Source organism: Tenacibaculum sp. TC6 (assembly GCF_050606265.1).
Lineage (GTDB): Bacteria > Bacteroidota > Bacteroidia > Flavobacteriales > Flavobacteriaceae > Polaribacter.
In genome coordinates, this window is record NZ_JBOCUK010000010.1 from 41,710 (window position 1) to 67,892 (window position 26,183).

The 26,183-nt window shown below is 30.5% G+C and carries 32 protein-coding genes and 2 tRNA genes; 16 read left to right on the forward strand and 18 right to left on the reverse strand.

The window, feature by feature from the left end; all coding sequences use genetic code 11:
• Positions 1-177 precede the first annotated feature (177 nt).
• From ACQY1Q_RS07655 to ACQY1Q_RS07675, 5 genes are all read right to left on the reverse strand, one after another.
• Complete coding sequence (locus ACQY1Q_RS07655) at positions 178-564, reverse strand: hypothetical protein (protein ID WP_431004714.1); 387 nt, start codon at positions 562-564, stop codon at positions 178-180.
• Between the two features lie 2 nt (positions 565-566).
• On the reverse strand, positions 567-1,361 hold the full coding sequence (locus ACQY1Q_RS07660; RefSeq protein WP_431004715.1) for a hypothetical protein: 795 nt from the start codon (positions 1,359-1,361) through the stop codon (positions 567-569).
• Positions 1,362-1,365: 4 nt separating this feature from the next.
• Complete coding sequence (locus ACQY1Q_RS07665; RefSeq protein WP_281979685.1) at positions 1,366-1,764, reverse strand: hypothetical protein; 399 nt, start codon at positions 1,762-1,764, stop codon at positions 1,366-1,368.
• 2 nt (positions 1,765-1,766) lie between these two features.
• Positions 1,767-2,633 carry a hypothetical protein gene (locus ACQY1Q_RS07670; protein ID WP_431004716.1) on the reverse strand — a complete coding sequence of 289 codons (867 nt, stop codon included), beginning with the start codon at positions 2,631-2,633 and terminating at the stop codon, positions 1,767-1,769.
• A gap of 102 nt (positions 2,634-2,735) precedes the next feature.
• Positions 2,736-3,326 (reverse strand): hypothetical protein, encoded by a 591-nt coding sequence (locus ACQY1Q_RS07675; protein ID WP_431004717.1) that lies wholly within the window; start codon positions 3,324-3,326, stop codon positions 2,736-2,738.
• Positions 3,327-3,700: 374 nt separating this feature from the next.
• On the opposite strand from ACQY1Q_RS07675, the gene ACQY1Q_RS07680 reads away from it, so the two are divergent.
• From ACQY1Q_RS07680 to ACQY1Q_RS07720, 9 genes are all read left to right on the forward strand, one after another.
• On the forward strand, positions 3,701-4,393 hold the full coding sequence (locus ACQY1Q_RS07680) for a hypothetical protein (protein WP_431004718.1): 693 nt from the start codon (positions 3,701-3,703) through the stop codon (positions 4,391-4,393).
• A gap of 26 nt (positions 4,394-4,419) precedes the next feature.
• Entirely contained in the window at positions 4,420-5,526 is a 1,107-nt protein-coding gene (locus ACQY1Q_RS07685) for a helix-turn-helix domain-containing protein (RefSeq protein WP_431004719.1), read from the forward strand.
• A gap of 1 nt (position 5,527) precedes the next feature.
• On the forward strand, positions 5,528-6,355 hold the full coding sequence (locus tag ACQY1Q_RS07690; RefSeq protein WP_431004720.1) for a DUF2911 domain-containing protein: 828 nt from the start codon (positions 5,528-5,530) through the stop codon (positions 6,353-6,355).
• Between the two features lie 84 nt (positions 6,356-6,439).
• On the forward strand, positions 6,440-9,574 hold the full coding sequence (locus tag ACQY1Q_RS07695) for a UvrD-helicase domain-containing protein (RefSeq protein WP_431004721.1): 3,135 nt from the start codon (positions 6,440-6,442) through the stop codon (positions 9,572-9,574).
• Positions 9,575-9,621: 47 nt separating this feature from the next.
• Positions 9,622-10,815 carry a glycine C-acetyltransferase gene (kbl, locus tag ACQY1Q_RS07700; RefSeq protein WP_431004722.1) on the forward strand — a complete coding sequence of 398 codons (1,194 nt, stop codon included), beginning with the start codon at positions 9,622-9,624 and terminating at the stop codon, positions 10,813-10,815.
• Positions 10,816-10,936: 121 nt separating this feature from the next.
• Positions 10,937-12,295: an OmpA family protein gene (locus ACQY1Q_RS07705; RefSeq protein ID WP_431004723.1), complete on the forward strand. Its 1,359-nt coding sequence runs from the start codon at positions 10,937-10,939 to the stop codon at positions 12,293-12,295.
• A gap of 177 nt (positions 12,296-12,472) precedes the next feature.
• Positions 12,473-13,984 (forward strand): F0F1 ATP synthase subunit beta, encoded by a 1,512-nt coding sequence (gene atpD, locus ACQY1Q_RS07710; protein ID WP_431004724.1) that lies wholly within the window; start codon positions 12,473-12,475, stop codon positions 13,982-13,984.
• 40 nt (positions 13,985-14,024) lie between these two features.
• Positions 14,025-14,318: a FoF1 ATP synthase subunit delta/epsilon gene (locus ACQY1Q_RS07715; RefSeq protein ID WP_431004725.1), complete on the forward strand. Its 294-nt coding sequence runs from the start codon at positions 14,025-14,027 to the stop codon at positions 14,316-14,318.
• Between the two features lie 96 nt (positions 14,319-14,414).
• On the forward strand, positions 14,415-14,696 hold the full coding sequence (locus ACQY1Q_RS07720; protein ID WP_431004726.1) for a Sec-independent protein translocase subunit TatA/TatB: 282 nt from the start codon (positions 14,415-14,417) through the stop codon (positions 14,694-14,696).
• 2 nt (positions 14,697-14,698) lie between these two features.
• Here ACQY1Q_RS07720 and ACQY1Q_RS07725 read toward each other — a convergent pair whose 3' ends face one another.
• The 5 genes from ACQY1Q_RS07725 to ACQY1Q_RS07745 all read right to left on the reverse strand — a co-directional run bounded on the left by ACQY1Q_RS07725 (position 14,699) and on the right by ACQY1Q_RS07745 (position 17,695).
• Entirely contained in the window at positions 14,699-15,340 is a 642-nt protein-coding gene (locus tag ACQY1Q_RS07725) for an O-methyltransferase (protein ID WP_431004727.1), read from the reverse strand.
• A gap of 108 nt (positions 15,341-15,448) precedes the next feature.
• On the reverse strand, positions 15,449-15,709 hold the full coding sequence (locus tag ACQY1Q_RS07730) for a hypothetical protein (protein ID WP_431004728.1): 261 nt from the start codon (positions 15,707-15,709) through the stop codon (positions 15,449-15,451).
• 7 nt (positions 15,710-15,716) lie between these two features.
• Positions 15,717-16,289: a sigma-70 family RNA polymerase sigma factor gene (locus tag ACQY1Q_RS07735; protein ID WP_431004729.1), complete on the reverse strand. Its 573-nt coding sequence runs from the start codon at positions 16,287-16,289 to the stop codon at positions 15,717-15,719.
• A 15-nt stretch (positions 16,290-16,304) separates the two neighbouring features.
• The gene (locus ACQY1Q_RS07740) at positions 16,305-17,225 is read right to left on the reverse strand and encodes a TolB family protein (protein ID WP_431004730.1); all 921 of its coding nucleotides are present in this window, start codon (positions 17,223-17,225) and stop codon (positions 16,305-16,307) included.
• Positions 17,226-17,230: 5 nt separating this feature from the next.
• Positions 17,231-17,695, reverse strand: a complete 465-nt coding sequence (locus ACQY1Q_RS07745) for a nuclear transport factor 2 family protein (RefSeq protein WP_431004731.1) — start codon at positions 17,693-17,695, stop codon at positions 17,231-17,233.
• Positions 17,696-17,819: 124 nt separating this feature from the next.
• On the opposite strand from ACQY1Q_RS07745, the gene panB reads away from it, so the two are divergent.
• From panB to ACQY1Q_RS07775, 6 genes are read left to right on the forward strand one after another with little or no spacing between them, the layout of a single operon-like run.
• Positions 17,820-18,638, forward strand: a complete 819-nt coding sequence (panB, locus tag ACQY1Q_RS07750; RefSeq protein WP_431004732.1) for a 3-methyl-2-oxobutanoate hydroxymethyltransferase — start codon at positions 17,820-17,822, stop codon at positions 18,636-18,638.
• A 20-nt stretch (positions 18,639-18,658) separates the two neighbouring features.
• The gene (locus ACQY1Q_RS07755) at positions 18,659-19,591 is read left to right on the forward strand and encodes a 2-hydroxyacid dehydrogenase (protein ID WP_431004733.1); all 933 of its coding nucleotides are present in this window, start codon (positions 18,659-18,661) and stop codon (positions 19,589-19,591) included.
• 30 nt (positions 19,592-19,621) lie between these two features.
• Positions 19,622-20,095, forward strand: coding sequence for an iron chaperone (locus tag ACQY1Q_RS07760; RefSeq protein WP_431004734.1), 474 nt, complete (start codon positions 19,622-19,624; stop codon positions 20,093-20,095).
• Positions 20,082-20,471 carry a VOC family protein gene (locus ACQY1Q_RS07765; protein WP_431004735.1) on the forward strand — a complete coding sequence of 130 codons (390 nt, stop codon included), beginning with the start codon at positions 20,082-20,084 and terminating at the stop codon, positions 20,469-20,471. Before ACQY1Q_RS07760 ends, ACQY1Q_RS07765 begins: the two co-directional genes overlap by 14 nt.
• Positions 20,472-20,504: 33 nt before the next feature.
• Positions 20,505-20,813 (forward strand): TM2 domain-containing protein, encoded by a 309-nt coding sequence (locus ACQY1Q_RS07770; protein ID WP_431004736.1) that lies wholly within the window; start codon positions 20,505-20,507, stop codon positions 20,811-20,813.
• 37 nt (positions 20,814-20,850) lie between these two features.
• Positions 20,851-21,294 (forward strand): hypothetical protein, encoded by a 444-nt coding sequence (locus tag ACQY1Q_RS07775; protein ID WP_431004737.1) that lies wholly within the window; start codon positions 20,851-20,853, stop codon positions 21,292-21,294.
• Positions 21,295-21,359: 65 nt separating this feature from the next.
• Here the strand turns inward: ACQY1Q_RS07775 and ACQY1Q_RS07780 are convergent, their stop codons facing one another.
• From ACQY1Q_RS07780 to ACQY1Q_RS07800, 5 genes are all read right to left on the reverse strand, one after another.
• Positions 21,360-21,842, reverse strand: a complete 483-nt coding sequence (locus ACQY1Q_RS07780; RefSeq protein ID WP_431004738.1) for an acyl-CoA thioesterase — start codon at positions 21,840-21,842, stop codon at positions 21,360-21,362.
• Positions 21,843-21,896: 54 nt separating this feature from the next.
• Positions 21,897-22,490 (reverse strand): TetR/AcrR family transcriptional regulator, encoded by a 594-nt coding sequence (locus ACQY1Q_RS07785; RefSeq protein ID WP_431004739.1) that lies wholly within the window; start codon positions 22,488-22,490, stop codon positions 21,897-21,899.
• A 65-nt stretch (positions 22,491-22,555) separates the two neighbouring features.
• Positions 22,556-22,927 (reverse strand): Fur family transcriptional regulator, encoded by a 372-nt coding sequence (locus ACQY1Q_RS07790; RefSeq protein ID WP_431004740.1) that lies wholly within the window; start codon positions 22,925-22,927, stop codon positions 22,556-22,558.
• Positions 22,928-23,250: 323 nt separating this feature from the next.
• Positions 23,251-24,399: a cystathionine gamma-synthase gene (locus ACQY1Q_RS07795; protein ID WP_431004741.1), complete on the reverse strand. Its 1,149-nt coding sequence runs from the start codon at positions 24,397-24,399 to the stop codon at positions 23,251-23,253.
• A 37-nt stretch (positions 24,400-24,436) separates the two neighbouring features.
• Positions 24,437-24,892 (reverse strand): DinB family protein, encoded by a 456-nt coding sequence (locus ACQY1Q_RS07800; RefSeq protein WP_431004742.1) that lies wholly within the window; start codon positions 24,890-24,892, stop codon positions 24,437-24,439.
• Between the two features lie 48 nt (positions 24,893-24,940).
• Between ACQY1Q_RS07800 and ACQY1Q_RS07805 the strand changes: the two genes are divergently transcribed.
• A complete protein-coding gene (locus ACQY1Q_RS07805; RefSeq protein ID WP_431004743.1) occupies positions 24,941-25,288 on the forward strand; it encodes an arsenate reductase family protein in 348 nt (115 codons plus the stop codon).
• On the opposite strand, the gene ACQY1Q_RS07810 is transcribed toward ACQY1Q_RS07805, so the two are convergent.
• From ACQY1Q_RS07810 to ACQY1Q_RS07820, 3 genes are all read right to left on the reverse strand, one after another.
• On the reverse strand, positions 25,285-25,764 hold the full coding sequence (locus tag ACQY1Q_RS07810) for a DUF4252 domain-containing protein (RefSeq protein ID WP_431004744.1): 480 nt from the start codon (positions 25,762-25,764) through the stop codon (positions 25,285-25,287). The two genes, ACQY1Q_RS07805 and ACQY1Q_RS07810, sit on opposite strands and share 4 nt — an antisense overlap.
• 98 nt (positions 25,765-25,862) lie before the next feature.
• Positions 25,863-25,933: transfer RNA gene (locus ACQY1Q_RS07815), tRNA-Gln, on the reverse strand.
• A 63-nt stretch (positions 25,934-25,996) separates the two neighbouring features.
• Positions 25,997-26,067, reverse strand: a tRNA-Gln gene (locus tag ACQY1Q_RS07820).
• Between the last annotated feature and the right edge of the window lie 116 nt (positions 26,068-26,183).

Consider the following 26,183-nt stretch of genomic DNA (forward strand, 5'->3'; position numbering starts at 1 on the left):
ATTGTATTTTCTTTAGTCAACAATTTTGCTTGGACGCAAGCAAAGCAAAAATCATTTGATTTTAAGAAAGGAGTGTTGAGCTAGTATAATACTACTAGCAAAAAAGCAGTATATAATGAATATTACTTTTTTCATAGTAGTTGATTTGTTTTACTTATACCTAATCACAGGCTATTTTTATTCTATTCCTTCAACTACAACTACTTTTATATATTTATTTCCTTTGACAAGAAAAACAACGTATTTACCTAAATATTCTGCTAATTTCCAATCGTAAAGCTTATCTTTTTTATAATAAGCGTTCGATTTTTTTAAAATAGTTTTAAATTTTTTAACGTTTTTTGGTTTTAAATTAAAACACATACCCTCTTCTAGCAGATATACAAAGTCTTTTTGATTACCAGTTCCTTTAATTACATATATATATGTTTTTTCTCCTCTAAGTTGTTTTTTAGTTAATAAAGAATTATCATATTTAATAAATAGGGTATCTCTTTTTTTCTGTTGAGCTAGTATAATACTACTAGCAAAAAAACAGTATATAATAAATATTACTTTTTTCATGATTAATCATCAATAACATCAATTACTTGCATTTTTATATACGTTTTTTCACACACAAAAAAAATAACATAATTACTTAAGTAACTACTTAATGTCCAATCATCTATTTTATCATTAAAATTATTAACTAAAAAGTCTTGAAAATTGATTGGTTCAGTTTTTTTTGAAATATTAGTATATTTCTTTTTCTCCTCAAAACGAATATATTCGGAAGACCTATACATTCTATCTTTAATTAAGTAGCTAATTTCCCTACTAACTGGATTTCTTCTTTTTAAAAAAATATCTTTATCATATTTAATAAATAATGTGTCTTTTATTTGTTTAGGGTATTTTTTTTTGTTAGCATATTTTATTGGGTAAAATGAATGGTAATAATTTTCATATGGACTTTGTCTTATTTTAATAAAACCATTATCATCCGTAGTAAAAAAAACTTTATATTTATTAAAAAGCTCTTTTTTTAAAATATTAATATCTACTATTTTATTGTATTTTCCAGGATAGTAAAACTTCCTAGTTTCAACATATTTTTTTAATGAAAAGACCTTTTTAGGAAACAAATTATAGAGAGTATCTACTGCTTTTAACATAAAATACCCTTGAGTATTAGTTAAATTAATATTTTTTAAAATTTCGTTTTCATAATCTTTATATGATAAATCCCACCATTTCTTATAATCGTCATAAAAAAGCACATAATTTTTATCATATTTAAAAAAAATAGTGTCCTGTTTTCCCTCTTGTGCTTTAAGAAAGGAACTAGTTAGTAGTAAAATAATAAATAAATTTTTCATATATCTAATTTATTTCATACCATATTTCAACCTCAATAAACGTTTTGTTTTTTACTAAAAAATATACTTTATAACCATCATTTTTAAAGTATGCAAATAACTTAGAATCGATAAGTCTATCTTTTCTATAATAAGCTCCTGATTTTTTAATAATATTTTTTAAACATTGTTGTTTTTTTCTAGTCTTTAATTTTTTTAAAATTCTCTTCTCTTTAAAATAAGTTATTTCTGGTTTTTTATCTAGATCTTTTATCGTATAATAAAATTCCTTCGTTACTGGGTTTTGTAATCTTTTAGATATCGTTTTATCATATTTAATAAACAAGGTATCTTGTTTTTCTTCTTGTGCTCTAATTAATAATGTGTTTATTAATAACAAAATAATAAATAGTGGCTTCTTCATGATTATTGTGGACAGTTTTTAGTTAAACTATGAAAATAGGTGTTTAGCGCTTCAGTTAAAGCTGCTTTTTTAGTGTCTGATAATTCTGTATATGCTTGAACGTCGTGCCCTTTCAACCCTTGCCAAGCCAAAGCTTCGTATAAATTATCGAGTGATTTGGTACCATCTTGTGACAAATAATTGTACTCTCTTAACAAAATAGCTTGGTGTACTTCTTTTAAGGCAGTAGCCATGGAATTTACATACAGTTTTGCCATACTTTCATGTTGGGAGTCAGCTTTAAAGTTCCCTTTTTCAAACTTATTGTATGTTTCTTTAAAGTCTTTTACTTCGGGACTATTGGCTTCATCTTCTGTGTATATTTTTCTAAACATATCGGCATGAATATATTCGTGAAGTATGGTTCGAATACCCGATAATACGGAATTATTAGAAATTTTATCTGCACTAATTTTAATATAAATCATATCATCACCTTTTGTATATGAAGTTTCTCCGTTTACATAATCATTAGCTTTTGTAGAAAATATTTTATCAACGGAAGAAATATTAATATTAAACTCAGAAACTCCTTCAAAATTTGCTAATAAATCTTTCACAAAAGTATTTCTATTTTTTGTTAGATTATCATGCAAACATCTAGCTTTACCCGTTAGATTATTTTCAATTTTATCCTCCTCAACATTCATACCTATTATGGGTATACATCTATTGTTTATTTTTACAGTACCCTGTGGGCAGTTTGGGGTTACATCCCAAGTGTTATCTTCATTAGGGTCGTGGTATGGCCATTCGGGTTCTTCTTCTAAATTATCCTCTGGGGTCATCCAATCTGGGTCTGCTGGGTTCTTATCTGGGGTTTCTATCACTACTTCATCTAATAAAATAAACTCTTCCGGACAATACTTTCTTACTTCATATTCTTTAGTAAACTCATTATATGTATACTCTATATTGGCTATCTTACATACTCACTTATAGGTGTTCATATCAAAACAACACATTTGTTGTACTGGACATTGACCATCATGTACACAAAGAGATTGAATTGCTCCTCTTGCATATTTTCCGCTCCGATTCTTATAAGATTCCAATTCATAGTTCATCACTTCTAAGGAACGTTCAGTTATTAAAGTACTTAAAACATACTGCATGGCTTTTCGTGAACCACAATTAATGGCATCATCCATAAAATACGTTTCTTCAATACTCAACGAAAGTTGTAAAAACAAACGAACATCATAAACAATACTTCCTTTTTTAACTCCAGCTTGGTCTATAGTATTTTCATATACTGCACTCTTATTTTTATCTAAAGCAAATTCTCTAAGCTCTTGATAACTGAGTCCTGTTTTATAGGTATAATACTTAATCCGTAATAAAGCTTGACTTAGCAGAGCAAACTCATCGGTTTCTCGTATCTCGTCTATGATGGCTTGTTCTTTGGTAGTTAATAAAGAGGGGTCTGGTAGTACTTCTTCTTTTTCACAGTTTACTAAAAATAAAGTAGCACAAAACAATAGCAAAATTGTTTTAAGAGGTAGGATTCTCTTGTTTTTCATATAATTCTAATTTTTAAGGTTACTTAGCAATTTTGATAGCTTTAATAAATACTAAATGCAATAATTTAGCTATCAAGCAATTACTAAGACGTAAAAAATACCTATACCCTAAGTTTTATATGAAAAATTTTTAAAAAAGAGGTTTTTTAGTAAACTACCTCGGGGCAAGCTCACGAGACATTGGTCAGAACAATTTTTTATTTTCGAGGCAAGCCTCGGGGTATTATATCCTTTGGCGATTCCAATAAACCCCTTATTTAAATAATCGTAATCAAATCAGTGTTTTTAATGTACAAATACAGTATGTGTACTTCGTTAGTCTTTGAATAAAGCAATGTTTATAGTTGTTTTACATTAAAATTAAAACAAATAAAATGAATCAATTATTAATTAAAGTAATTGTATTTTCTTTAGTCAACAATTTTGCTTGGACGCAAGCAAAACAAAAATCATTTGATTTTAAGAAAGGAGAGGTGCTAGATATCCTCTTGATAAAAACTAAAGCCAATACAAGTGAGTTATTTGATATTTATAAAAAGACAGCTTTTCCTGTTGCTTTTGAATATACATATCAACCACAACCAAATTTTGCTATAAAGAAAATAATTTTGGGACATCATTGTCCGACTAGTATGATTATGGCAAAGTGGGAAAATATGAGAAAAAGAAAAAGTTTTTTAAATAATATAGTTAAAAGAGTTCCTGATTTTCATGAACAAAGAAGAGGTCTTTTTGACTATTTTGGACTAACATTTTATGAAATGGAAAAGGATATAAAGTTTTCTGTAGATGCTAATAAGTTTAATGTAGGAAACGCGTTTTGGGGACGAGATGATAAAAAGTCGTTAGAGTTTTATAAAAAATGGGAACATAAAGTTAAAAAAGCAGGAGGAGAAATTGTGCTAAAATTAGAAAATGGAGTTTCTCCTGTAGGTTATTACTATAACGCAGATGTTTTTTATATCATTGCTTGGAAAAATAAAGATACATTTGAAATGTTTGCTAAAAAGAATCCCTTAAATAGTTATGAGGGTTTGAAAAATGTACATCAATTCATAATTAAATAACTTCTTATCTAAGCTTTAAACTATAAATGAAAGAGATTTTAAATCAACTGGTATATTTTGGACTTTTGCAAAGTGTTTTTCTGATAATGATTTATTTTCTGTCAGCAAAAAGAGGGAAAAATATTAATAAGTATATGTTAATCCTTATAACGATTGTATCGATAGGATTGATAGGAAAAGTAATTCATAGTTCGGGAGTTTATGGAAAGAATTTTAGATTCATAGCTTTTTCTGAGTTTTCAGCATTGCTTTTCGGGCCTACAATATATCTGTTTACTCAATCTGTCTTGCACAAAGCTAAATTCACTTATTTGGATTTAAGGCATTATATACCAGGAATTATTTATTCTTTGTTTATAATAATATATTTTATGATTCCTAGTGATGCTGTTATTTTAAGTCGCATTAAAACAGGAGAGTTGCAACAAGTTATATATGGATGTCACGCAGTAGGTTTGCTAATTAATATAATTTATTGGTATTTAGGACTAAAATTTTTTTTAAACTTTGAAAAGCAGATGAAAAATGAAGCTTCTTTTGAAGTTCATTTTCGCTTCTTACGTAGTTTTTTGTTTTTAACTGGTTTTTGCTTGTTGGTTTGGACTGTACTTTTTGTAACCAGCCTTTTGGGTTTTCCTATGTTAGAACGTAACGCACGTCCTTATATATGGATACTTTTAGTCTTAATAATTCTATTTATTACTTATTATTTAATGTTGCAACCAGAGGTTTTAAGAAGTATTCCTGAAGTAAAAACAAAAAAGTATCAACAGTCTAAACTAAGTCTTAACGATATGGAAAGATTAAAGCTACAATTAGATAAGTTAATGTTAGAAAAAAAGCCATATCTAAATAATAAACTATTAAAAACTGAATTGGCAGAATTATTAGGGGTTAATAGTCCTGAACTAGCCCGATTGCTGAATGAAAATGTAGGAATGAACTTTTTTGAATATGTAAATTACTATCGAATAAAAGAGTTTGTAAACTTAGCCAAAACAGAAAAAGGAAGACAATTAACTTTTTATGGATTAGCCCAAGAAGCAGGTTTTAATTCAAAAACAACATTTAATAAATCATTTAAAAAATTGATGGGAGTTTCTCCGTCAGTTTATTTCAATAAAAATATGTAAGATGAAAAAATATATTGCAATACTAATATTTAGCACTACGGTAGCAAATGCTCAATTAAAAACTCCAAGTTTAAGTCCGGCCTCAAAAATAGTACAAACCATAGGACTCACAGAAGTAGAAGTAGAATACTCAAGACCTAGTGTAAAAGGGCGAGCTGTTTTCGGAAACACAGGATTATTGCCCAATAATAATTTTTGGAGAACAGGAGCAAATACGGCTACTAAAATTTCATTTTCAAAAGCTGTAATAGTTGGAGGAAATGAACTAGAAAAAGGAGCTTATACAATACTAACAGTTCCAAATGAGAAAAAATGGGAGATACGTTGGTATAAATATGAAAGTACTAATTGGAATACTTATATAGAAAAAACACCTTTGTTTACAATAGAAGTTCCTGTAATTGAGAATACAGAGTTAATTGAAACATTAGAAATTCACTTTAAAAATATAACCATGAGTAGTGCTGATTTGGTTATAGAATGGGAACACAAAAAAGTAGTAATACTAATTGAAGTTGATGAGTCAAAAGAAATTTTAAAATCTATAGGACGTCAATTAAATGGACCTAGTGATTTTGATTACTTTAATGCAGCTTTATATCTTCATGAAGCAAAAGGAGACTTAACAAAAGCACTTGAATATATTCAAAAAGTTACCAAATCTGATAAAGCTTTGTTTTTTCAGGTAACTAGAGAAGCTTTAATTTTGAAAGATCTGAAGAGATATAAAGAAGCTAAAGAAGTAGCAAAAAGAGGATTGGAACTTTCTGAAAAAGCTAAGAATAATGATTTTATTCAGCTTAATAAAAAAATGATTGAGGAACTGTAGAATACTTTTAATTTATTTTTATCTGTTTTAAGAAAGTATCTTTAGTTTGTGTAAATTCGTGCAATTAGTGTCTAAAAATTAATTGTGCAACAATCATCAATCTTTCAAGTATATAATGCCTCAGCAGGTAGTGGTAAAACCTTTACTTTAGTAAAAGAGTATCTAAAAGTTTTGCTGCAATCTGAAGATATTTTTCGTTTTCAAAAAATATTAGCAATTACATTCACTAATAAAGCCGCCGGCGAAATGAAAGAGCGTGTCTTAAATAATCTACACACTTTTTCTGAGGGGAACAACAATGATTTATTGACTATTATTTTAAATGAAACTACCCTTGACAAACAAGTTATTGAAAAACGAAGCAAAAAAATAATTGATGCTATTCTACAAAATTATGCCGCTTTTTCAATTACAACCATTGATAGCTTTACTCATAAAATTATTAAAAGCTTTGCCTTTGATTTAGGTTTATCATTAAACTTTGAAGTTGAAATGGACGCCGTTTCTTTATTAAATGAAGCTGTAGATGTTTTAATTTCTAAAATAGGATCTGATAAAGATATTACCCAGTTACTTATTCAGTTTTCATTAGATAAAACCGATGATGATAAGTCTTGGGATATTACACGTGAACTTAACGATATTGCAAAAATTCTTCTTAATGAGGATGATGTTATTCATTTTAACGCTTTATCAAACAAAACTCTTGATGATTTCACACAGTTAAAAAGTAAATTATCTGTTAGTAAAAAAGAATTACTTCAAAAGATAAAAAACACAGGAAAAGAAGCCCTTACTATAATCGAGCAAGAAGGTTTAGAACCTCAAAATTTTACCCGTTCTACCTTTCCTAACTTTCTGAAAGATCTTAGCGAGTTTACTAGTTCTTTTGACTATAAGAAAAGAAGTGAAACTATTGATAAAGCAATAGAAACACATAGTTTTTATACCAAAACAGCAAAACCAGAAATCAGTAGTGCTATAGAACATATTTTACCTAAACTAATTCAGCTTTTTAATGAAAGTAAAACAATTTACGGTAAACTTATTTTATGTGATTTAGCTTTAAAAAGCGTGATTCCGTTAGCTGTTTTAAACAACATTAATACTGAATTAAACACTATAAAAGAAGAAAATAACATACGCCTTAATGCTGAATTTAATCAACTTATAGCTAATAATATAAAAAACCAACCTACTCCATTTATTTACGAGCGTATTGGTCAACGTTTTATGCATTATTTTATTGATGAAATGCAAGACACCTCTACCCTACAATGGAAAAATTTGATTCCATTAATAGATAATGCCTTAGCACAAGAAAACAGTAGTTTGCTATTAGTGGGTGATGGCAAACAGGCTATTTACAGATGGCGAGGAGGAAAAGCAGAACAGTTTATTAATCTGGGCTCTACGTCTGACAATTCTGAAAATCCTTTTCAAATTGAAAAAAGAGCTCAAACTCTCGAAACTAATTTTAGAAGTTTTAGCGAGATTATTACTTTCAATAATTCCTTTTTTAAGCATATTTCATCTTTCTTACAAAATGAAAGCTATAAACAGCTTTTTGTAGAAGGGAATAATCAATTAGAAAATTCTAAAAAAGGAGGTTGTGTTTCTATTTCTTTTTTAGAAAAAAAAGATGATAAAGATGAAGAAAGCATAAAGTACCCTAAGAAAGTATTAGAAACCATAGAGCGTTTACAAAATGAATTCCGCTTGGATGAAATTTGTGTGTTGGTTCGTAAAAAGAGCGACGGAATTGCAGTGGCAAATTATTTAGCAGAAAATAACATTCCTATTGTTTCCTCTGAAACCTTACTACTTCAAAGCAATGCTAAGGTTCTTTTTATTATTAACATCCTTCAACTTATTCAACATCCATCAGATAAAGAAACTCTTTTAGAGGTTTTATATTTTTTATATCATCATTTACAAGTCAAAGAAAGTAAACATTCTTTCTTTGCTAAACACATACAACTTACCAATGCTTCTTTATTTGAATTATTAAAAAACTACCATACAAGTTTTAATATTACAAACTTTCATCATCTTCCTTTTTATGAAAAAATTGAAGAAATTATAAGGGGTTTTAACCTTATTAACTCTTCTGATGCTTACATTCAATTTTTCTTAGATGTTGTGTTGGAGCAACAAAGAAAAGATACAGACATCCAAAATTTTTTGGATTTTTGGAACAGAAAGAAAGATGCATTAAGTATTGTAGCACCGGAAAGTTCAGAAGCGGTTCAAATAATGACTATTCACAAATCAAAAGGATTAGAGTTTCCTGTTGTAATTTTTCCTTGTGATTTAGATATATATCAACAAATTAATCCAAAAATTTGGCTTGACGAACTTCCTGAAGAAAGTTTTGATGGTTTTAATGAAATTTTAATTCCTTTTAATAAAGAACTGAACTTTATTAGTAAAAAAGGAGAAACAATGTACCAACATCAACGTGAGGAATTAGAATTAGATAATTTGAATTTATTGTATGTTGCCCTAACAAGACCTATTGAGCAACTTCATATTATAACTGAAAAGAAAATTACAAAAACAGGTGAAAATACCAGTTTTTATTCCGGGTTATTTATCAACTATCTAAAAAATCAAAACCTTTGGAGTGAAGATCAACTCTATTATAGTTTAGGAACATTGGATAGAATCAGCAACAAAAAACCAAAAGAAAGCTTTACAAAAATTCAACAAGATTTTATTTCTTCCCCTTGGCAAGAACATAATATTTACATGCTTGCCAGTGCTTCTAAATTATGGAACACAAAACAGGAAGAGGCCATTGAGTACGGAAACTTAATCCATGAAATGATGGCTAAAATCATAACACCGAAAGATATTAGTTCTGTTATTGATGAATACCAAAAACAAGGACTCATTCATAAAGATTCTGTTTCATCAATAGAAAAAATACTGAAAAACATCGTAAGCCATCCTATTTTAAGTGATTACTTTTCAGACAATTATTTTATTTACAATGAAAGAGAAATTGTTACTATAGATAATCAGATTATCATTCCCGACAGACTTGTTATCAAAAATAACACCGCAACAATAATCGATTATAAAACAGGTAAACCTTCAAAAAAATACCATCAGCAGCTTTTAAAATACGCTGATGCACTAAAATTCATGAATCTATCTATTCATAAAAAACTATTGGTATATATTGACCAAGAAATTTTGGTTGAAGAAGTTTAACCCACTAACTTTGACACAACAAACATTCAACTTATAAATACAATAAAATGTACGGAAATATTAAAGAGTATTTACAAAAAGAAATCCAAGACATCAAAGATGCCGGACTTTATAAATCTGAACGTATTATCACCTCTTCACAAGATGCTGTTATTAAAATTTCAACAGGAGAAGAAGTTATTAATTTTTGTGCTAATAATTATTTAGGACTTTCAAATAATCCTGAAGTAATTCAAGCTGCAAAAGATACTATGGACACCCATGGTTTTGGAATGTCATCCGTTCGTTTTATTTGTGGAACTCAAGACATTCACAAACAATTAGAAAAAAAGATCGCTGATTTTTATCAAACAGAAGACACCATACTTTATGCTGCTGCTTTTGACGCTAACGGAGGTGTTTTTGAGCCTTTATTAACTGGAAATGATGCTATTATTTCTGATAGTTTAAACCATGCCTCTATTATTGACGGAGTTCGTTTATGTAAAGCAGCTCGTTATCGTTATAATAATAATGACATGGTTTCACTTGAGGAACAATTAATCGAAGCTAATAAACAAAATCATCGTTTTAAAATTATAGTAACCGACGGAGTTTTCTCTATGGATGGGATAGTTGCTAAATTAGACGAAATATGTGATTTAGCCGATAAATACAACGCTATGGTTATGGTTGATGAATGCCATGCTGCCGGTTTTATCGGGAAAACAGGACGAGGGACTTTAGAATTGAAAAATGTAATGGGACGTGTTGATATTGTGACCGGAACACTAGGAAAAGCCTTAGGCGGTGCCATGGGAGGATATACAACGGGGAAAAAAGAAATTATAGAACTCTTACGCCAGAGATCTCGTCCTTACTTATTCTCTAACTCTTTAGCCCCTGCAATTGTTGGTGCTTCATTAAAGGTATTCGACTTACTTTCAAACGATACCTCTTTACGTGATAAACTAGAATGGAATACGAATTACTTCCGTACTGAAATGGAAAAAGCCGGTTTTGATTTGGTTGGAGCTGATGCTGCAATTGTACCTGTAATGCTTTATGATGCCAAATTATCTCAAATTATGGCTAATAAATTATTAGATGAAGGTATTTATGTTATCGGTTTCTTTTATCCTGTTGTACCAAAAGAACAAGCCAGAATACGAGTTCAATTATCGGCAGCGCATGAGAAAGAGCATCTAGATAAAGCTATAAATGCATTTATAAAGGTAGGAAAAGAACTTAATGTAATATAGACAATTACAATAAAAAAACTTGCATTTCTGGGAAGTTTTTGTAGATTTGTTTTTGTAAATAAGTTTTAACAACTTACATTTGCGTTATATATAAACGAACTTTTAATTTAAATTTTTAATAATGAAACAATTAAAATTAGCTGTGATGGCTTTGTTTACGTTCGCAACAGTTGGAACGGTGAGCGCACAGGATTCAGACAATCCATGGGTAGTTGGTTTCGGAGTTAACGCTGTTGACTTTAGAATTCCGCAAAAATTTGGAGACTACGCTAAAGATTACATCGGTACTAGCGACTGGAATATCTTACCATCAGTTTCAAGATTAACTGTTGATAGATATTTAAACGATGGATTCACTTTACAATTAGCGGGTTCTTTAAATAAAATCGAGACTTTCAGAGCTGAAAACGACATGGATGAGTTGTACTGGGCTATCGATGCAAACGTTAAGTATGACTTAAACAACTTATTTGGTAATACAGGATGGTTTGATCCATATGTATACTTAGGGGGAGGTTATGCTAACTTAGGTGACAACGGTGAAGGAACTTTAAACGCTGGTGTAGGTTTCAATACTTGGTTTAACGACAACTTAGGTTTAAACTTCCAAACTGGTGGAAAGAAAGAATTTGCAAACAAAGTTCAAGATCACTTCCAACACTCAATTGGTTTAGTATTTAAATTCGGTGGAAAAGATACTGACGGTGATGGTGTTTATGACAAAGAAGATGCTTGTCCAGAAGTTGCTGGTTTAAAAGAGTTCAACGGATGTCCAGATGCTGACGGTGACGGTATTAAAGATTCTGATGACGCTTGTCCAGAAGTTGCTGGTTTAGCTGCTTTAAACGGTTGTCCTGATTCTGATGGTGACGGTATTGCTGATAAAGACGATGCTTGTCCTACTAAAGCTGGTTTAAAATCTTTAAACGGTTGTCCAGATGCTGATAACGACGGTGTTGCTGATAACAAAGATAACTGTCCAAACGAAGCTGGTCCTGCTGCTAACAACGGATGTCCTTGGCCTGATACTGACGGAGACGGTGTATTAGACAAAGATGACAAATGTCCTAACGTTAAAGGTGTTGCTTCTAACAACGGATGTCCTGAAGTAGTTATCAAAGAAGAAGCTGTTAAGAAATTAAACGATTTCGCAAGAGCTATCTACTTTAACTCAGGAAGATCTACATTCAGAACTGGAGTTACTGGTAAATTAGATTTAATCGCTGGTATCATGAAAGAGTATCCTAAAGCTAACTTCAGCATTGAAGGACACACTGATAGCCAAGGTAAAGAAGCTTCTAACTTAAGATTATCTGAAAGCAGAGCTAAAGCTGTATTAGATTATTTAGTTAGCAAAGCTGGAATCTCTTCAAGCAGATTAAGTTCTAAAGGATTCGGTGAAGCTTATCCAATCGCTAGTAACAACACTAGAGATGGTAGAGCTCAAAACAGACGTGTTGAAATCAAATTAGTAAAATAATTTAATTTCCACTATATAAAATCAAAGCCTCACATATTGTGAGGCTTTTTTTATTATAAAAATTTCAAAAATACTACGAAACATTTTTAAAATTCCCATTAAAAAATTACCTTTGCGCCTTGAAAAAATGAGTTAATACTCACTTAACAAAATAAATAACTTTAATTACACATAGTAATGTCTACAATAACAGGTAAAGTTTCTCAAATTATTGGTCCAGTTATCGATGTTGAGTTTAATACGGAAAATGCTGAACTACCAAAGATTTATGATTCATTAGAAATTAAAAAGGCGGATGGTTCTACTTTAGTTTTAGAAGTTCAACAACATATTGGTGAAGATACAGTTCGTACTATCTCTATGGATGCAACTGATGGTTTACAAAGAGGACAAGAAGTAATCTCTACTGGTAATCCAATACAAATGCCAATAGGTAATGATATCTACGGACGTTTATTTAACGTAACAGGTGAAGCTATTGATGGATTAGGAAATTTACCTAAAACAGGTCAAGATGGTTTGCCTATTCACCGTTCTGCTCCAAAATTTGATGAACTATCTACCTCAACAGAAGTATTATTTACAGGGATTAAAGTAATTGACCTTATTGAGCCATATGCTAAAGGAGGTAAAATTGGATTATTCGGAGGTGCCGGTGTAGGTAAAACTGTATTAATTCAGGAATTAATTAATAATATCGCAAAAGGACACGGTGGTTTATCTGTGTTTGCCGGTGTAGGTGAAAGAACTCGTGAAGGAAACGATTTATTAAGAGAGATGTTAGAATCTGGTATCATTAAATATGGTGATGATTTTATGCATTCTATGGAAGAAGGTGGATGGGATTTATCTAAAGTTGATAAAGAAGGAATGAAAGATTCTAAAGCTACTTTCGTTTTCGGACAGATGAATGAGCCACCAGGAGCACGTGCTCGTGTAGCGTTATCAGGATTAACAATTGCTGAATATTTCCGTGATGGTGCTGGTGAAGCTCAAGGTAAAGACGTTTTATTCTTCGTTGATAACATTTTCCGTTTTACACAAGCAGGTTCTGAAGTATCAGCTTTATTAGGACGTATGCCATCTGCGGTAGGTTACCAACCTACGTTAGCAACTGAAATGGGAGCAATGCAAGAGCGTATTACTTCAACTAAAAAAGGCTCTATTACTTCAGTACAAGCAGTTTATGTACCTGCGGATGACTTAACAGATCCAGCTCCTGCAACAACGTTTGCTCACTTAGATGCTACTACAGTATTATCTCGTAAAATTGCTGAGTTAGGTATTTACCCAGCTGTGGATCCATTAGATTCTACTTCAAGAATTTTAACTCCAGAAATTTTAGGAAATGAGCACTATAGTTGTGCACAAAAAGTTAAGGAGTTATTACAACGTTATAAAGAATTACAAGATATTATTGCCATCTTAGGTATGGAAGAATTATCTGAAGAAGATAAGTTAGTCGTTCACAGAGCTCGTCGTGTTCAACGTTTCTTATCTCAACCTTTCCACGTTGCTGAACAGTTTACAGGTATTCCAGGAGTATTAGTTGATATTAAAGACACTATTAAAGGATTTAATATGATTATGGATGGAGAGTTAGATAAATATCCTGAAGCTGCTTTTAACTTAAAAGGTTCTATTCAAGACGCTATTGACGCTGGTGAGAAAATGTTAGCTGAAGCATAGTTCAATTAACAATTATTAATAAAATTAATCAATTGAAATTATGTTTTTAGAAGTTGTAACTCCAGAAGCTATTTTATTTTCATCAGAAGTTGATTCTGTTACTGTACCTGGTGTTAATGGTGAATTTCAAATGTTGAATAACCATGCTCCAATTGTTTCTATTTTAGATAAAGGAACAGTTAAAATCCACGTACACACACAAAATCATTTATCTTTTGATGATTTACATGGTAGCATTGAAAAGTTACCGGCAGATGATAAAGTTTTAACTTTAAACATCAAGTCTGGTACTGTTGAAATGAAAGACAATAAAGTAATTATTCTTGCAGACTAATTACAATTAATATTACCTAAAAAAGCCAAACTGTTATATAATAGTTTGGCTTTTTTATTTCATAAATAATTAGGCTTTTTATTTATCTTTGCAATAATGAATACAACATTTTTATTTATCGGTGGCCCAGAAATTTTTGTCATACTATTAATAGTAGTAATGTTATTTGGGGCTGATAAATTACCTGAAATAGCACGTGGTTTAGGTAAAGGAATGCGTCAAATTAAAGATGCTACTAATGATATTAAAAGGGAAATTAATGAAAGTGCCCAAAAGCAAGGTTTAGACACTAACATTATTGAAGATTTTAATAAAGAGGTAAACGAGGTTAAGGACAATATAGATGATTTAACCGGACCTATTAAAAGGAATATGTAAAATTACTTTACCCTGCTAATGGTTAATCCATCTCGTATAGGTAATAAAACTGTTTCTAAACGATTATCTTCTTTTAAAAGCTTATTATACTCTAATAATATTTTAGTATCAATATCTTTAGTATCTAACTCTTCAACAACTTTACCACTCCATAGAACATTATCGGAAAGTATTACTCCTCCTTTATTCATTCTCTCTATAATCAAATTGAAGTAGTTCAAATAATTTGATTTATCAGCATCAATAAATACCAAATCAAATGTAACCTCTAATGTTGGTATGATATCCAAAGCATTACCTACATAAGACTTGATTTGATTTCTATATTCAGATTTTTGGAAATACTTATATTGAAGTTCTTCTAATTCTTCATTTTTATCTATTGTAAAGAGAGTTCCGTCATACTGTAACCCTTCAGCTAAACAAAGGGCAGAATAACCTGTATATGTGCCTATTTCCAGAATAGTTTTAGGGTTTATTAGTTTTGATATCATTGACAAAACTCTTCCTTGAAAAGCTCCACTTAACATTCTTGGATTTAATACTTTTTGCCAAGTTTCTCTACTTAACTCTTTTAATAACTGTGGCTCATCTTGCGAATGATTTACAGCATATTCATCAATTAATTCGGGTAAAAAATTCATACTCTTAATTTGAGGCTAAATTAAAAAAACGGAATTCATCTTTACAACAAATTCCGTTTCAATCTAACAAAAAATCAAAAAATGGTTTTTTAAAAAAACCTAAAGCGTTTAACTTATTTCTTTTATTTTTTCTTTGAGCGCCAACTTGTCTTCATCAGACATTGTAAATTTCTTTGCTTTACACTCAATTGCCTTTCCTTTATAAACCTGAGTTAAAATGTTATTTTGTCTTGAATATAACTTGCAAATTTTACAAAATAACACATGCAGGTTTAACTTAATTTTTTCCTTAAGTGAAGCCTCACCATACTGTGCTTTATCACATATAGTTGTTGCCTCGTCACAAGTTATTTTAAATTTTCCAATCATAATAAGATTAATTCTTAAACCAGTTCTTTTCCATACAATTTCTCAATTGGGTTCTAGCTCTGTGAATTATAACCCAAAGATTAGACGGTGTAATATCTAGCTCCTTACAAATTTCCTCGGTTTCAAATTCTTGAATTGTTTTCATTCTAAAAACCATTGCATATTTTTCAGGTAAGCTATCAATACACTTCTCTATTTGTTTTTTTAGTTCCTCGTTTTCTATATTTTCTTCAGCTTCATTTTTCCATGTTTGAGGTACGCGCTCTTCAATCCAGTTTCCTTCATTTTCTCCTTCATCATAAAAATTCATTTTTACTTCGGCCTGTCCTTTTTTTGAATTGATCTTTCTGTAATGATCTATTACTTTTCTTTTCAAAATAGATACAAGCCAAGTTCTTTCTGTTGATTTTCCTTCAAAGTTTTTGGCAGATTTTAATCCTGCAAAAAATGTTTCCTGAACTAAATCTTTAGCTATTGCTTCATTATTAACACGAGCTACTGCATAATTAAATAAATAATCAGCATAACTATCAACCCATTTATCAGGGGATAAACTATTAGTACTTTCGTTTGGGTTCATTGTGTCAAATATACGTTAATTTTTATTTAAAGGGATAGTATATATTCTACTTAAACCATTAGGCATTAAGCTAATTTTTGCTAAAATCTCATCAAGGGTATATTTTTTATCCAAATGCTTAGGAACCTCGCTTCTTCCTGAGGTAAAATATAATATATCTTTTTCTGTATCCACATACGGGCAATAGTCTATACTTTTTGAGTTGAGTTTATTTCCCATATGTTGAGCCGGCAACCATTTGCCATTTACTTTTTTACTAATATACAAATCTCCATTTCCCAAATCTTCTTTTCTTCCATAAGAAGTAAAAACAATTAAATCTTCATTAGGAGACACATAGGCATTAAACTCATATTTTTCACTGTTAATTGCTACATCAAGTGATACCGGATTTGTATACTTTCCATCAATAAATCTACTAACATAAATATCTTCTTTCCCTTTTGTATCTTTATATTCGGCTGTAAAAAACAAATCACCAGCATTTGTTACACTAGGATAAAACTCATCTGCATCAGTATTAATTACCCCATCTAATCTAATAGGTTTAGACCATTCATCATCTATCGTTTTACGAGAAACATACCATATATCGGTATCTTTTTTTATGCTTTTAGAATCTTGTGTTCTGTTAGAAACAAAAAACAATTTTAAACCATCAGGTGATAAAAACGGCTCTAAGTCTTTAAACTTTCCGGAAAAATTAGCAACTTTTGGTTTACTCCACTCTTTGTTTTCTTTCTTTATAAAAGCTATAAATGAATATTCTTTACGATAACTTTCTACAGTAAAGTAAATTTCATTTTTGTGATTACTCATCGAAAAATCACGAACATTGGGCAATCCTTCAAAAGTTTCAGACAAAAACAATTGTGCTTCTTGGGAATAGCTATTTATTACTATACTAAAAAAAAGAAATATCGCTTTTTTTATCATTCCTCCTAATTTTTACACCCATTTCTTCTTCTCATATCTACTATATAGATAATCTCCCATTTTCCATTATTGTTAAATAATTGAAATGAGTTAGCACCGCAATGGCTAAATGCATTGTTATAATAGAACTCATAGGGTGTCCAAACTGATGCTAGATTTCCATCTATTTTAATAGTATATGACAATAATTTTTCTAAATAAACATCACTTTCCTTTTTGCTGGCTATAGCTTTTAATAAAGCTTCTTTAGTTTCAGTTTTTAGCTGTTTTTTACCTTCTTTATCTGTAAACGTTGTTTGTATTTTAACTGAAGTATGTAAAGTTGATTTAACCACAGTGCTATCCCCTTTATGCAATCCAACAAAAAAAGTATCGATGGTTTCTTTAATCTTACTTTCGTCTGATAATGTTTGTGCTTTTACAGCCAGTGAAGTGATTAAAACAATAAGAATTGTAATTATTTTATGCATATACTTGGGTTTAGATGCATAAAACTATTAAAAATTAGCATTCACAAAATATAATTAACAGAAGATTAACGAGGTAATTATCTAATGAAAATGTCTATTTTTACACATACAAATAGATTAGCAAATGTCAACAGCAAAAAAACAATATAAAAGAGTAACTGTTAAATCATTGGTTGAAATGAAAGCCAATGGTGAAAAAATATCAATGTTAACAGCCTACGATTATACTATGGCAAAAATTGTAGATAGTGCAGGTATTGATGTTATTTTAGTAGGTGATTCTGCTTCTAACGTTATGGCAGGTCATGAAACTACTTTACCGATTACTCTTGATCAAATGATATATCATGCCAGCTCAGTTATACGAGCTATCGAAAGATCTTTAGTAATTGTAGATTTACCTTTTGGTACTTACCAAGGAAACTCTAAAAATGCTTTAGATTCTGCCATCAGAATTATGAAAGAATCTGGTGGACATGCTGTAAAATTGGAAGGAGGAAGTGAAATTTCTGAATCTATTTCAAGAATTTTAACTGCCGGAATTCCTGTCATGGGACACTTAGGCTTAACTCCTCAATCTATCTATAAATTCGGAACGTATACTGTTAGAGCTAAAGAAGAAGCTGAAGCTCAAAAACTAAAAGACGATGCCAAATTATTAGAACAATTAGGGTGTTTTGCAATAGTTTTAGAAAAAGTACCGGCAAGATTAGCTCAAGAAGTAGCTGAGAGTCTAACAATTCCTGTAATTGGTATTGGTGCCGGTGGCGGTGTTGACGGCCAAGTTTTAGTGACTCATGATATGATTGGTATGACTCATGAATTTAGCCCTAGATTTTTACGAAGATACTTAGATCTTTACTCAGAAATGACAAAAGCTTTTGAGCAATACATTAAAGATGTAAAAACTAGAGATTTTCCTAATGATGATGAGCAATATTAATATTTTTTGTTACTACACAAATGAACATATTACACCTGGATTCTAATCATCCTCTTTTAATTGAACAGCTTAATGATTTAGGCCATTTTAATGATGAAGATTACTCTTCTACTAAAGAAGAAATCGAAAGTAAAATTCATCAATATGATGGTATTATTATTCGTAGTAGATTTACTATCGATAGTCATTTTTTAGACCATGCAACAAACTTGAAATTTATTGGAAGAGTTGGTGCCGGTTTAGAAAACATAGACTGCGATTATGCTTTGTCTAAAGATATTCATTTAATTTCAGCTCCAGAAGGTAACAGAAACGCTGTAGGTGAGCATGCTTTAGGCATGCTTCTTTCTCTTTTTAACAAGTTAAATAAAGCTGATAAAGAAGTAAGAGAAGGTAAATGGCTTCGTGAAGATAACAGAGGAATTGAATTAGATGGTAAAACTGTGGGAATTATTGGGTATGGTAATATGGGAAAAGCTTTTGCTAAAAAGCTAAGAGGTTTTGACGTGAAAACCATCTGTTATGATATTCAACCTAATGTAGGTGATGAAAATTGTACTCAAGTAGATTTACAAGAGTTTCAAGAAAAAGCAGATATCGTTAGTTTACATACCCCACAAACCAAGTTAACCATTAATATGGTGAACGAACGTTTTATTCGTCAATTTAAAAAACCTTTTTGGCTGTTAAATACTGCCCGTGGAAAATCAGTAGTTACTTCAGATTTGGTTGCTGCTATTGAAAATGGGAAAATTTTAGGCGCCGGATTGGACGTGTTAGAATATGAAAAAAAGTCTTTTGAAAACTTGTTTAGCAACACACTTCCGGAGGCTTTTCAATATTTAGTACAATCAGAAAAGGTCATTTTATCTCCTCACGTTGCCGGTTGGACTGTTGAAAGCAAAGAAAAACTGGCACAGACCATTGTAGATAAAATCAAAGAAAAATTTTAGTAAATTGTAGCTTCAAAATTCATTCATACTATGAAATATGAAGCTACAACTCCGGAAGAATACATTTCAAAAGTACCGGAAGACCGTCAAGACGCTTTACGAAAACTAAGGCATGTTATAAATACAAACATTCCTAAAGGATTTGAAGAGGGCATTCAATATAATATGATTGGGTATTTTGTTCCTTTAAGTAAGTATCCGAACGGTTATCATTGTACTCCCAATGAACCTTTACCTTTTATGAGTTTCGCTTCACAAAAAAACTCTATCAATTTATACCACAGTGGAATTTATGCCATTCCTGAACTACATGATTGGTTTATTAAAGAGTACTCTAATTATTCTTCTCGTAAATTAGACATGGGAAAGAGTTGTATCCGATTTAAGAAAGCTGATGAAATTCCTTATGAATTAATTGCTGAATTAGTTCAAAAAGTATCTGTTGATGAGTGGATTTCTACTTATGAAAAAAATAGTAAAAACCGTAAAAATGAAAAAAGGTAGGGTGACCGGAATAGGTGGTGTGTTTTTTAAAACCGAAAACACTGAAAAAACAAAAGATTGGTATAAAGAACATTTAGATTTTAATACAGATCAATGGGGATGTACTTTTTGGTGGAAAGATCAAAACGGAAAAGATGCTTCTACTCAATGGAGTCCTTTTTCTAAAGATTCCGAATACTTTTCTCCTTCTAAAAAAGATTTTATGTTCAATTATCGTGTTGAAAATTTAGTTGAATTATTAGAAGAATTAAAGCAAAAAGGTATTACTGTAGTTGGTAATATTGAAGAGTATGATTATGGTAAATTTGGCTGGATAATAGACCTAGATGGTAATAAAATTGAATTATGGGAACCAAAAGACAGCGCTTTTTTATAAATTTATAAACTAACTTATTAAAAATTAAAAAATATGGAAATTGTAGACGAAAACGGAAAATCAATAGTACCTCAGCAAGAGAGTAAACGAATTTTAGCAGGTGTACTTGGTATTCTTTTAGGAGGATTAGGAGTGCATAAATTTGTTTTAAACTATAATAAAGAAGGAATTATTCTTTTAAGTATTACTATTGCTTCGTTTTTTTTAATGTGCCTAGTTATAGGGATTTTTACCATTTACATTCCTGCCATTATTGGTTTTGTTGAAGGTATCATTTATTTAACAAAAACCGACGAAGAATTTATTCAAACCTATCAAGTAAACTATAAGGGTTGGTTTTAATATTTTATAATTACTAACAAAAAAATCAAAACATACCATGTCTGAAGAAAATAAAAATCTTGATACTAACCTCAACCAAAATGAGGACACAAATAAAACACAGGAGAATGGTAATGACTTTTTTAAAAAGGCAGAAGATAAGGTTCATGAGTTTTTAAATAGTGAAGAAGTACAAAATGCTAAAAGCAAAGCTTCTGAACTTGCCGGGGAAGCTAGTGAAAAATTAGCTGATTTTGCTGAAGACGCTAAAGAAAAGGTGTCTAACTTTTTAGAAAGTGATGAAGTAAAGAATATTAAAACTAAAGCTAGCGAGTTTAAAGATGATGCAAAAGAAGCTTTGGAAGATGTAGCAGAAAAAACCTCTGAATTTGTAGGCAAGGCCAGTGAACATATTGCAGATTTTGCTGAAGATGCTGAGGAAGAAATTAAAGAAGCTACTAAAAAAACAAAGAGTTTTTTTCAACGTTTATTTGGCAAATAACTTTATTATAAAAAGCGGGTATAATTTACCCGCTTTTTCATTTCTATATAATACAGAAATGATACTTACACTTTTTGTAAACGTAAACTTTGCATTCTTTCTTCAAAGGTTGTTTGTTTAACAGGCAAAGCTACACTTTCAAATAAGGAAAGTAATTCTTCTGAATGTTTTTCAGAAGACAATTGTAACAAATTAAAATACACAAACGAGCTCCACATTACTGCTTTAAGCTCTGTTTTATCGTTATTAAACATTCTTATTTCTACCAATAAATTTTTAGACCCAAAACTTATCAATTGTGATTCTATAGTTACTTTCTCCATCAATATGGCCGGTTTTAAATAAGCTATTTGATGAGATGCCACAACCCAACTCTTCCCTGTTGTTTTTCCGTGTTTATATACATCAAGATTATAATTTTCTACTATTTGATCTTCTCGAGCATTAATAAGATAATTAAAATACGCTGCATTATTTAAATGGTTAAAAGGATCACAATCTTGAAATCTGATTTTTGCTGTACTCTCTAAAATTTTTGGTAATTCCATAGTATTAGGTTTTAAAATATACCAATTGGTATATTTTTGATTAAAAAAATAGTTTTATTGTTTCAATTCGTTTTTGATTATTAATGTCATCATTTGTGACACATCATCTAAATAGCTTTTATCTTTCATTATGTACGACATATAAACGGCTCCTTCAATCATATAAAAGAAACGTTTGGCATATAACATACTATCTATAGATCCAATAATTTCGTTGCTCTTTTTAGCTTTTTCAATAAGCTCAGAAAATTTATCTAATATTTTGTAATTGTATGTTCTTACCATTTCTGCAATAGAAGCATTTTGATGATCAGAATCCACTCCTATATTTAAAATAGGACAACCACCAAATTGCTTATTATATTCATAATAGTTTTTATAAAATGAAGCGATATTTAGTAATTGCTCCAAAGGCGTTTTACCCTTGTTAACTTCATGATTTAAATCTTTCAAAACTCTTCTTACCGAAAACTTAAAAGCCTCCATTGCTAATTCTTCTTTATTAGCAAAATGCCCATAAAGAGCTCCTTTAGTTAATCCTGTAGCCTGTGTTATTTTTGACAAACTCATAGCAGAGTACCCATTTTTATTAAAAATAGGCGCTACAGTTTCAATAATAAAAGCTTTTGTTTTTTCTGATTTTAACATGATTTAAAAGAAAAACGTATACAAAGATATAAAAATATACCAATTGGTATATTATGGATATAAAATTATTGACAGTTCTTACAAACTCCCACCAATAAAATTTTTGCTTCTTCAACTTTAAAATCGTCTGTTGTTGGAGTTTTCATCTCAACTTTTGTACAAGACAATTCACCACATTTTCTACATTGCATATGCACATGGTTGTCATTATGGTGCTCTTTAGAACAAGAAGAATGACACATTGCGTAATAAGTATTAGCATCATTTCCTATTACGGAATGTATTTCTCCCTCATTCTCTAGTCTAGTCAATACTCTATATATAGTGGTTTTATTAAATCTATCAGAAAAAAAATCAACCAATTCAACAGCGCTCACTGCACTATCCTTAGCTTGAAGATAGTCTCTAATTGCTAATAATGACGTTGTATTTCTCATTTCTTAAAAGGGTTTTTCTTAATGAAAAAATTGTACTACAAAAATACAAAATCTATTAGGTTAGTTTCTATTTGAAGTCGTTAGATTCTGATAATGAAAAAGTGCCGACGAATCGGCACTTCCTTAAGACAATAAAAAATTGATTAACTTCAAACCCAAACAAAGCTAACAAACTAGGGAACATTGCCTCTAATAAACATTTAATTAATCTGTGTTAAAGCAACACCGTTGCAATATATGTTATTTTTTTTGTTTCTGCAAAATAGTTGCAATAAAAAAATGCACCAAAGTGGTGCATTTTTTTATTATAGTGTAATTTTATGCTATTTATTAAGAGCTTGCTCTAAATCGGCTATTAAATCATCTATATCTTCTACTCCAACACTTAAACGAATTAACGAATCAGTAATTCCGATTTTTAATCGTTCAGGTTCCGGAATTGAGGCATGTGTCATTGTGCTTGGGTGGTTCACTAAACTTTCAACACCTCCTAAAGATTCAGCCAGTGTAAACACTTTTGTATTTTCAAGAAATGTAAATGCAGCTTCTTTACTTTCATCTTTTAATCTAAAAGAAACCATTCCGCCAAAATCATCCATTTGTTTTTTAGCAATTTCATGATTAGGATGATGTTTTAATCCCGGATAATACACCTCACCTACCTTATCATGCTTCATTAAATAATCAGCAATAGCTTTACCGTTTTCACAGTGTCTTTGCATACGTAAGTGTAACGTTTTAACTCCTCTAAGTGCTAAAAATGAATCCATAGGTCCGGCAACAGCTCCTCCTGCAAATTGAATAAAATGTAACTCTTCAGCTAACTTAGAATCCTTAACCATTAAAGCTCCCATCACTAAATCAGAATGCCCTCCTAAATATTTGGTAGCTGAGTGCATTACAATATCAGCTCCTAAATCTAACGGACGTTGTAAATAAGGAGTTGCAAATGTATTATCTACTGCTACTAAAATCGTAGGATTTTTTTCCTTTACCACCTTTGTAATCTCAGCAATATCTGCAATCTTCATCAACGGATTGGTAGGTGTTTCTAACCAAATCAATTTTGTTGACTCTGAAATAGCATTTGTAACATTCGCTACTTCATTCATATCTACAAACTGAAACTTTAATCCATATTTCTGAAACAATCTGGTAAACATACGGTAAGTTCCACCATACAAATCGTCTCCTGCAATAATTTCATCTCCCGGATTCAATAAACGTAATACGCAGTCAATAGCTGAAAGCCCTGAAGAGAATGCAAAACCATGAGTTCCGTTTTCTATTGATGCAAATGCATTTTCTAAAGCAGTTCTTGTTGGATTAGCTGCTCTAGAATATTCATAACCTTTATGTACTCCCGGACTCGATTGAGCATAGGTTGATGTTTGAAATATTGGAGGCATTACAGAACCTGTAGATTCTTCATGTTCTTGACCTCCGTGTATAGTTTTAGTATTAAACTTCATCTTTAATAAAATTTTCTAGTAACAAACTTACAAAAGTTTACACCAATTTTTTCATTGCCATAATTATCCCTAAATGCATTCCTTCATGTAAATTATTAAATGTAAGGGCATTCTCAAAAGAACTTATTATAAATCCGGTACTGGTTTCGTATTCCGTATATTCTTTAAAAATTCCTGCTTCGTAATCTTCTTTTAACGTATCAGGTAACCCTAGCAACAATTCTTTAATCTCTTCAAAATCTTCTTCAGTAAATGCTTCAGATGGTTTGGTTCCTTTTCTGTATCCGTCTATTAAATCATCAGGAACTAAACATTGTAAACCCGACAATTTGTAGTGTAATAATTGTTGTGTAACAACTAAATGAGCAACGTTCCATGCTATGTGATTATTAAATCCTTGTGGAATAGTATGCAATTGCTCTATCGTTAATCCATCTATTAGTTTTAAAACCAATTCTCTGGATTTTTTTAAGACTTCAAACTGTGTATTCATTTTTCTGTTTATTTTAGCTCAAAGATATTATTAAACATTGTATATAAGATGAAGAAAGTTTATTTTTTACAAACTTGTGATACTTGCCGAAGAATTTTAAAAGAGGTTCCGATGGATGGCTTTGAAAAGCAAGAAATAAAAACACAACCTATTACTGTAAAGCAACTTGAAGAAATGTATGCCTTAAGTAAAAGCTATGAAGCTTTATTTAATAAAAGAGCTAAATTATATAGAGAAATGGGGCTTGGAGCTCAGAATCTTTCTGAAACAGATTATAAACAATATATTTTGGATGAATATACTTTTTTAAAGCGCCCTGTTTTTATTGTGAATAACGAAATTTTTATTGGTAATAGTAAAAAGGTAATTGATAGTTTAAAAGCATCGCTTCTTTAATTAGAAGCAATGCTATTCTTTTTCGATTCATTAACCATGGCAGTTAATTCATCTTTTGTTAAGTCTGTTTTAATTCCCAATAAAACCAACTCGTCACCATTGTTATAAACATTAACAATAATTTCTTTTATACGATCTTCAGTTTCTCTAAAATATACCGTAACTTTTTCTTTTCCATCTTTTAATCTTACCAAAGTTTTTAATCTGTTTTTTTGAGCAAATGCTTTAAAGTCTCTTTGAACAGAAGGCATATCACTATTAAACACCATAACTTTATAGTTATGTGCTTTTTTTAAGAATACACCAAACTCATCAGTGTCTTCATTAGATACAAACATATTGGCTACAAAACCCGGGATGTTTAAAGATACCTCAGCTCTATCTTTATTAGACTTATAAAACTCTTTAAAGTTTTGTTCTTGGGCAAAAGAGGTTAATGTAAAGAAGCAGAATAAAATGGCTACAATTTGTTTCATAATAGTATGGCTATTTGTTGTTTTGGAAAGAAGACGACTGTTGTAGAAATATGTTACATATAAAAAAAGTCTTAACTAAAATTAGCTAAGACTTTTTGTTGGCCCACTAGGACTCGAACCTAGAATAACGGCACCAAAAACCGGTGTGTTACCATTACACCATGGGCCAATAAATATTCTAACAAAAATAGAACATTATGTTGGTTTTGCAAAAAGCCAACTTTAAAAGTTGTTGGCCCACTAGGACTCGAACCTAGAATAACGGCACCAAAAACCGGTGTGTTACCATTACACCATGGGCCAATTGCTCTTTGCGGGTGCAAATATAACACAGAAAATTATTTTGACAAATTTTTTTTCTGTTTTTCTTTTAACAGAACTTTATTCATGAATAAAAAATCAAAATTATATTTTTGCTA

Excerpts from the sequence above, each read along its gene's own strand:
- panB (WP_431004732.1), top strand. The coding sequence starts at position 17,820 with ATGTCAACAGCAAAAAAACAATATAAAAGAGTAACTGTTAAATCATTG.
- ACQY1Q_RS07760 (WP_431004734.1), top strand. The coding sequence starts at position 19,622 with ATGAAATATGAAGCTACAACTCCGGAAGAATACATTTCAAAAGTACCG.
- ACQY1Q_RS07720 (WP_431004726.1), top strand. The coding sequence starts at position 14,415 with ATGAATACAACATTTTTATTTATCGGTGGCCCAGAAATTTTTGTCATA.
- atpD (WP_431004724.1), top strand. The coding sequence starts at position 12,473 with ATGTCTACAATAACAGGTAAAGTTTCTCAAATTATTGGTCCAGTTATC.
- ACQY1Q_RS07775 (WP_431004737.1), top strand. The coding sequence starts at position 20,851 with ATGTCTGAAGAAAATAAAAATCTTGATACTAACCTCAACCAAAATGAG.
- ACQY1Q_RS07740 (WP_431004730.1), bottom strand. The coding sequence starts at position 17,225 with ATGATAAAAAAAGCGATATTTCTTTTTTTTAGTATAGTAATAAATAGC.
- ACQY1Q_RS07655 (WP_431004714.1), bottom strand. The coding sequence starts at position 564 with ATGAAAAAAGTAATATTTATTATATACTGTTTTTTTGCTAGTAGTATT.
- ACQY1Q_RS07660 (WP_431004715.1), bottom strand. The coding sequence starts at position 1,361 with ATGAAAAATTTATTTATTATTTTACTACTAACTAGTTCCTTTCTTAAA.
- ACQY1Q_RS07690 (WP_431004720.1), top strand. The coding sequence starts at position 5,528 with ATGAAAAAATATATTGCAATACTAATATTTAGCACTACGGTAGCAAAT.
- ACQY1Q_RS07790 (WP_431004740.1), bottom strand. The coding sequence starts at position 22,927 with ATGAGAAATACAACGTCATTATTAGCAATTAGAGACTATCTTCAAGCT.
- ACQY1Q_RS07725 (WP_431004727.1), bottom strand. The coding sequence starts at position 15,340 with ATGAATTTTTTACCCGAATTAATTGATGAATATGCTGTAAATCATTCG.
- ACQY1Q_RS07805 (WP_431004743.1), top strand. The coding sequence starts at position 24,941 with ATGAAGAAAGTTTATTTTTTACAAACTTGTGATACTTGCCGAAGAATT.
- ACQY1Q_RS07735 (WP_431004729.1), bottom strand. The coding sequence starts at position 16,289 with ATGAACCCAAACGAAAGTACTAATAGTTTATCCCCTGATAAATGGGTT.
- ACQY1Q_RS07755 (WP_431004733.1), top strand. The coding sequence starts at position 18,659 with ATGAACATATTACACCTGGATTCTAATCATCCTCTTTTAATTGAACAG.
- ACQY1Q_RS07795 (WP_431004741.1), bottom strand. The coding sequence starts at position 24,399 with ATGAAGTTTAATACTAAAACTATACACGGAGGTCAAGAACATGAAGAA.
- ACQY1Q_RS07780 (WP_431004738.1), bottom strand. The coding sequence starts at position 21,842 with ATGGAATTACCAAAAATTTTAGAGAGTACAGCAAAAATCAGATTTCAA.
- kbl (WP_431004722.1), top strand. The coding sequence starts at position 9,622 with ATGTACGGAAATATTAAAGAGTATTTACAAAAAGAAATCCAAGACATC.
- ACQY1Q_RS07715 (WP_431004725.1), top strand. The coding sequence starts at position 14,025 with ATGTTTTTAGAAGTTGTAACTCCAGAAGCTATTTTATTTTCATCAGAA.
- ACQY1Q_RS07730 (WP_431004728.1), bottom strand. The coding sequence starts at position 15,709 with ATGATTGGAAAATTTAAAATAACTTGTGACGAGGCAACAACTATATGT.
- ACQY1Q_RS07685 (WP_431004719.1), top strand. The coding sequence starts at position 4,420 with ATGAAAGAGATTTTAAATCAACTGGTATATTTTGGACTTTTGCAAAGT.
- ACQY1Q_RS07765 (WP_431004735.1), top strand. The coding sequence starts at position 20,082 with ATGAAAAAAGGTAGGGTGACCGGAATAGGTGGTGTGTTTTTTAAAACC.
- ACQY1Q_RS07680 (WP_431004718.1), top strand. The coding sequence starts at position 3,701 with ATGAATCAATTATTAATTAAAGTAATTGTATTTTCTTTAGTCAACAAT.
- ACQY1Q_RS07665 (WP_281979685.1), bottom strand. The coding sequence starts at position 1,764 with ATGAAGAAGCCACTATTTATTATTTTGTTATTAATAAACACATTATTA.
- ACQY1Q_RS07800 (WP_431004742.1), bottom strand. The coding sequence starts at position 24,892 with ATGAATACACAGTTTGAAGTCTTAAAAAAATCCAGAGAATTGGTTTTA.
- ACQY1Q_RS07705 (WP_431004723.1), top strand. The coding sequence starts at position 10,937 with ATGAAACAATTAAAATTAGCTGTGATGGCTTTGTTTACGTTCGCAACA.
- ACQY1Q_RS07745 (WP_431004731.1), bottom strand. The coding sequence starts at position 17,695 with ATGCATAAAATAATTACAATTCTTATTGTTTTAATCACTTCACTGGCT.
- ACQY1Q_RS07770 (WP_431004736.1), top strand. The coding sequence starts at position 20,505 with ATGGAAATTGTAGACGAAAACGGAAAATCAATAGTACCTCAGCAAGAG.
- ACQY1Q_RS07675 (WP_431004717.1), bottom strand. The coding sequence starts at position 3,326 with ATGAAAAACAAGAGAATCCTACCTCTTAAAACAATTTTGCTATTGTTT.
- ACQY1Q_RS07785 (WP_431004739.1), bottom strand. The coding sequence starts at position 22,490 with ATGTTAAAATCAGAAAAAACAAAAGCTTTTATTATTGAAACTGTAGCG.
- ACQY1Q_RS07810 (WP_431004744.1), bottom strand. The coding sequence starts at position 25,764 with ATGAAACAAATTGTAGCCATTTTATTCTGCTTCTTTACATTAACCTCT.